This window comes from Micromonospora sp. NPDC006766 (assembly GCF_040636055.1).
GTDB lineage: Bacteria > Actinomycetota > Actinomycetes > Mycobacteriales > Micromonosporaceae > Micromonospora.
In genome coordinates, this window is record NZ_JBEYIX010000110.1 from 1 (window position 1) to 4,489 (window position 4,489).

The 4,489-nt window shown below is 66.6% G+C and carries 7 protein-coding genes; 2 read left to right on the forward strand and 5 right to left on the reverse strand.

Annotation, left to right across the window (positions count from 1 at the left end; genetic code table 11):
- Positions 1-160: 160 nt before the first annotated feature.
- The 4 genes from ABZ671_RS32345 to ABZ671_RS32360 all read right to left on the reverse strand — a co-directional run bounded on the left by ABZ671_RS32345 (position 161) and on the right by ABZ671_RS32360 (position 2,256).
- A complete protein-coding gene (locus tag ABZ671_RS32345) occupies positions 161-415 on the reverse strand; it encodes a VOC family protein (protein ID WP_357865245.1) in 255 nt (84 codons plus the stop codon).
- A 35-nt stretch (positions 416-450) separates the two neighbouring features.
- Positions 451-1,119, reverse strand: coding sequence for an HAD-IA family hydrolase (locus tag ABZ671_RS32350; RefSeq protein WP_357865249.1), 669 nt, complete (start codon positions 1,117-1,119; stop codon positions 451-453).
- A gap of 14 nt (positions 1,120-1,133) precedes the next feature.
- Positions 1,134-1,523 carry a VOC family protein gene (locus ABZ671_RS32355; protein ID WP_357865252.1) on the reverse strand — a complete coding sequence of 130 codons (390 nt, stop codon included), beginning with the start codon at positions 1,521-1,523 and terminating at the stop codon, positions 1,134-1,136.
- A gap of 205 nt (positions 1,524-1,728) precedes the next feature.
- A complete protein-coding gene (locus ABZ671_RS32360; protein WP_357865255.1) occupies positions 1,729-2,256 on the reverse strand; it encodes a hypothetical protein in 528 nt (175 codons plus the stop codon).
- Between the two features lie 109 nt (positions 2,257-2,365).
- Here ABZ671_RS32360 and ABZ671_RS32365 point away from each other — a divergent pair, with 109 nt between their 5' ends.
- Together ABZ671_RS32365 and ABZ671_RS32370 are read left to right on the forward strand one after the other, a co-directional pair.
- Positions 2,366-2,683: a hypothetical protein gene (locus tag ABZ671_RS32365; RefSeq protein ID WP_357865259.1), complete on the forward strand. Its 318-nt coding sequence runs from the start codon at positions 2,366-2,368 to the stop codon at positions 2,681-2,683.
- A gap of 83 nt (positions 2,684-2,766) precedes the next feature.
- Positions 2,767-3,270, forward strand: a complete 504-nt coding sequence (locus ABZ671_RS32370; RefSeq protein WP_357865262.1) for a PH domain-containing protein — start codon at positions 2,767-2,769, stop codon at positions 3,268-3,270.
- A 185-nt stretch (positions 3,271-3,455) separates the two neighbouring features.
- Here ABZ671_RS32370 and ABZ671_RS32375 read toward each other — a convergent pair whose 3' ends face one another.
- Positions 3,456-4,394 carry a hypothetical protein gene (locus ABZ671_RS32375; RefSeq protein ID WP_357865265.1) on the reverse strand — a complete coding sequence of 313 codons (939 nt, stop codon included), beginning with the start codon at positions 4,392-4,394 and terminating at the stop codon, positions 3,456-3,458.
- Positions 4,395-4,489: the final 95 nt, after the last annotated feature.

Consider the following 4,489-nt stretch of genomic DNA (forward strand, 5'->3'; position numbering starts at 1 on the left):
AGTTATGTCCACAACGTACAGACGATCACGCGGTGGCCGCCTCGCGTCCACCCCGCTCTACCAGCGGCATCTCAAACGGCGGCTGCCGTACTAGCTGCCGGTCAAGCACGCGCGACCGGCGGCAGATCCGGATACCGAATCGCGGGCAGTGGCCGTGGCATCAAGCGACGCAGAACTCGTTGCCCTCGGGGTCCTGCATGACGACGTGGCCGAGCACGTCGCCGTACCACTCCTCGCGGATCACCGTCGCGCCAGCGGCGACCAACTCGGGGACTTTCTGCCGGATCAGTCGGGCGCGCTCGACCATGTCCCAGGGGCCTGGACCGGCCACCCGGACATCGATATGCACTCGGTTCTTGCTGGACTTGCCCTCGACTTCATACTGGAAGAATCGGACATCTTTCCCGAAGTGCATAGGGCAACCTCGACAAACCAAGAACCGAACCAGCTTCAAATTCCGGCCAACGTCAGCACGTGATCGAATCCGCGAAGCTGGGCTGGCGAACTCACCATCGGCAGTACCAGGGCCGGTACCCCGGCGGTCACGGAACCGCCGTCGCCGCTGGGATGGTCACCGACCATCAGCGTTCGATCTGGCTGTGCCGCCAGGGCGTCGAGTGCGGTGCGCCAGATCCGTACATCGGGTTTGACGAAGCCGACCTCGTAGGAAAGAACGAATGCATCGATGTAGCGGTCAAGCCCGTGCCTCGCAAAGCATTTGCGAATGTCCCAGCCGACATTACTGACCACGCCAAGGCGAATATCGCGGGCACTCAGTGCGGCGAGAGTGGACGACGTGTCCGCGTACGGCTCGAGCGCTTCGGCGTGCGTTTCGTGCAGGGCTCGCGCAAACGGCAGGTCCACCCCACGGATTTGCTGCAGGACAGCCAGAATCGCCCGGTCCCACACCTGTGGGTCCAAGTCGCGGGCAAAATGAGCAGGGTCCGTGGCCGTTGTCCGCAACAACTCAGCGCAATCCGCGGCGATGCGCTGAGCGTCACCGGCGGCCACCTCCCGGCCGATCAATGCCGCGGCGCTGCCGACCCAGCGGTTGGGGTCTCTGGCGAACAGGGTCCAAGCGAAGTCGAACAGGACGGTTGTCACGGGTTTCGAAGGCACCAGGTCACCCTAGATCAGCGGGACGATTGACGTGGGCCATGATGCTCCTGACTGCGCTCGACGCAGAACAGGTTGCCCTCCGGGTCGGCCCTGGTCACCCAACCGGCGCCGTTGGGGCTTGCGATGATCCTCGTACTCGGGTCGCGCCCGAGCCCCTTCAGCCGCACGACCTCCTCATCGCGTGTCCCGTCGGTCGGCATGACATCGATATGCATTCGGCGACCGGTTCTTGGTTCAGCGGCTTTCCCCTCGGGCACCTTCAGGAAACTAATGGCGGGGCCCCGGCCATCCAGGTCGACGATCGACGCGTTATCGGGCTCGTCGAAGCCAGATTCCTTGACATAGCCGAGGGCCAGCGCCCAGAAAGCGGCGATCCGCTGCGGATGGTCGGCATCGCATCCCAAGGTCCAAAAGTCGCCATGACGCCAACGTACGGGGGCTGCGACCAGCTGTCATCGGCAAGAGCGCGACGACGCCACCGCAGTTCCGTCACTCAGCGTGGCGCTCGGTCGGCGGCATGTGCGTGCGCGTGACTCGTGCGTCTGTGAGGATGCATCCGACGGTGGGCGCCGCTATCAGGGCGATTGTTCCGATCGCTGGGGGCGGCGGTTAGTCGCGTCCCACGGCGTTAACCCGTGCCCGGTCGCCGTTGAAGTCCGGGTCGAGGCGGTCGGCCAGACAGGACCGGTGCGCGGCGAACGACGCACATCCCGGTCCCTCACTGCTGCGCACATCGACGGTGACGCCGTCACCGCCAGGGCTGAGGATTGTGAGCTGGCCGCAGCATCCGCACGGCCAACTGAACTCACGCAGGTCCGCGGCACGCATCGTGAGTCGTATCCAGACGGGCGGGTGGTACCGGCGGATCTCCTGGACAACCGCATCGACCTGCTCGCCGACTGGCGGGTACTCCTCGGGCAGTGCCCGAGGCGCGCCCGACGGGCTGTCGATGACGCCGGCGTCAACCGACGCGCCCACCGTTTCATGTCCGAGGACCTCCGCCATGACCCCCCAACGCTCATGGCTCATGACCGTCGCTCGGACGGTGGTGCCCACCACCAGGTCACAGCCGACGCTGTCGAAACGCTGCACCGGCTGATCGTCGCGCACCGCCTCGTCAGCGGCACAGCCGGGCATGCGTACTCCAGTCGGGGGGCAGGCAAAGACGGCCCACTTGCAGCCCATCCGCTCGCTGGGCGGCAAATGAGTGTGTACTCGGGGCATCGCACAGGTAGCTTGCCTCCTCGTGGAGAACCATCCGGCGCACGCACCGTTGCTCTCTGCTAGGTGGCCGGTCTTTACCGCCGAACTCGCCGCGGCGCTCGTGGCCGAAGGTGAGGAACGGCTGGCGGAGCAGGTCGGGCGGCTGCGAGTCGTGCAGACGTGCGGTTGCGGGGACGACTTCTGCCAGAGCTTCCACACCGCGCCGAAGCCGGCTGAGGCCTACGGCGATAGCCACCGCAATGTCTGCCTCGACGCGCCATGGCCGGGCTACCTCATCCTCGACGTGGTCCACGACGAGATCAGGTACGTCGAAGTGCTGTACCGATCACCGTTGTGCTGACCGCTCCCGCCTCCGCAGCCGCGCGGCCGGCGGCAGAAGCGGATGTTGTCTCTCGACAGCTTCAGGCCACTACGCTGCGAGCCGTGAAACGAAGGGTGTACCGAGTCTGGTTTCAGACGATCGTGCTAACCGCGGCGATGGCAGTTTTCCTGCTGATTTCCGTATCGATGTTCACGGTGGGCGACGAGTGGTCCAGGAGCGATCCCGTCAGCCTCGTCCTGTACTCGGTCATCGGCGTCGGCAGCCTGTTCGGCATCTGGCTTGCGCTTCGAATGGGGGTTGTCGTTGACGAGCACGGAATCCGCATTCGCAACTTCGGCCGGGGCAGGTTCCTCCGGTGGCAGGATGTGGCTGCCCTGTCTTGCGAGGTGTACGACGTCAGGCTCGGGTTCCCGCTGTACGCCCCGGTCGTGCGGATGGCCGTGCCATCTGAACCCTCCGACGCAGCGTCCGTACCGCTGACGGCGTTGGGGTCCTACCGGTCGAGGGTCGCGCAGCGGCGCACCGGGGCGCTGGCGGCGCTCGTACCCCCGCAGCGAACCGTACCTGCGGCTGAGGCACCGAACCCTCGCGCGGACAACAAATAAGGCCGGCCGTACCGGCCGAGCGCTGTAACCGGAACCCCGTGTCCTTGATGCGCTCAATTCGACATGTCCGGGAGCTGTGCGGCCCAACTCATCGTGATGTTCTGTAGCGCGCCGATCGCGGCCAGATGAGTGCACGTGATCTTGGTGCGAGTGGGTTCGGCGCAGCCCTCGACATCGACGAATGGTTATAGCGGTGGGTGTTCGCTGAGCCCCGTGCGTCGCTGAACGGCGGTCAGCATGGCCTGGATGTCGTGGCGGGCGAGCGCTGCTGGATCGATGGCCTTGGCGAAGGTGCCCGCGGGGCGGCGGATCGTCGTACGCCACCGGCCGTGTGCGTGGCGGATGGTGACTCCGGCTTTGGCTGCCGCGAAGTCGTACCAGATCTCCAGCACGTCGTTCGCGCCTGCCGCCCACCAGGCTTGCCACGGCGTGGCGCGGATCTGCTCGAGCAGGGTGTGGAGAGTGTTCTGGTAGCCGGCGGGGATGCCGTTCATCGGTCCGCCCCCGATGACCTCGATGCGTGCGCCAAGGTCGTCGGGAACCTGCACGGTGATCGCGGGAGTGCCGGTGGTGTCGCTCGACTTGCCAGGCCCCGACGGGCTCGGCTCCGCGGTCCCAAGGGAGTCCGGATTCGTCAGGTTGAGGCTGAGCAGGCCCTGCTCGTCGCCGAACATGCCGGCCCATGGCGCGACCTCGACCGTGCTTGTGTCCCGCCAGCGCAATGTGTGGGCGCTGCGCTGGAAACCCGCCGACGTGCTGAACGCCAGCGCGGGCGCCGACACGGCGACCACCTGATCGTCGGCGCGCCGCCGTACCTCGATCACCACCCGGCCATAGCCGTCGTCGTGCAGGACGAACACCGGACGAGCGCTATGCCGCCGGTCCGGGCTGGTCTTTGCCGGCCCGGTCCAGCGGTAGCGCAGGCCGGCCGCCAGCGTGTGGGCATGCGCTGCGGCCAGAGCGTCCTGGTCCCAGCCGCGGTCTCGCCCCAGCCGAGTCGTGGCGGCGTGCACCACATCGAGGACCAGCCGGGCTCGGTCGGCGGCGGGCAGCCCCGCGATGCCGGGTGGCAGGGCGGCTTCGCCGATCTCGAACCCCTCACGAACGTCCGGATGCACAGTCACCTGATTTGACCAAGTAGTTCTGGCCCCACTGGGCGAACTTGTTTTGGCCCCACCCCGGTCCCGTGGCGCGGTGTACCAACTTGTTTGGCTCCACA

Bases quoted from the DNA above. Each gene is read 5' to 3' on its own strand.
- ABZ671_RS32345 (WP_357865245.1), bottom strand. From the start codon at position 415: ATGCACTTCGGGAAAGATGTCCGATTCTTCCAGTATGAAGTCGAGGGC.
- ABZ671_RS32360 (WP_357865255.1), bottom strand. From the start codon at position 2,256: ATGCCCGGCTGTGCCGCTGACGAGGCGGTGCGCGACGATCAGCCGGTG.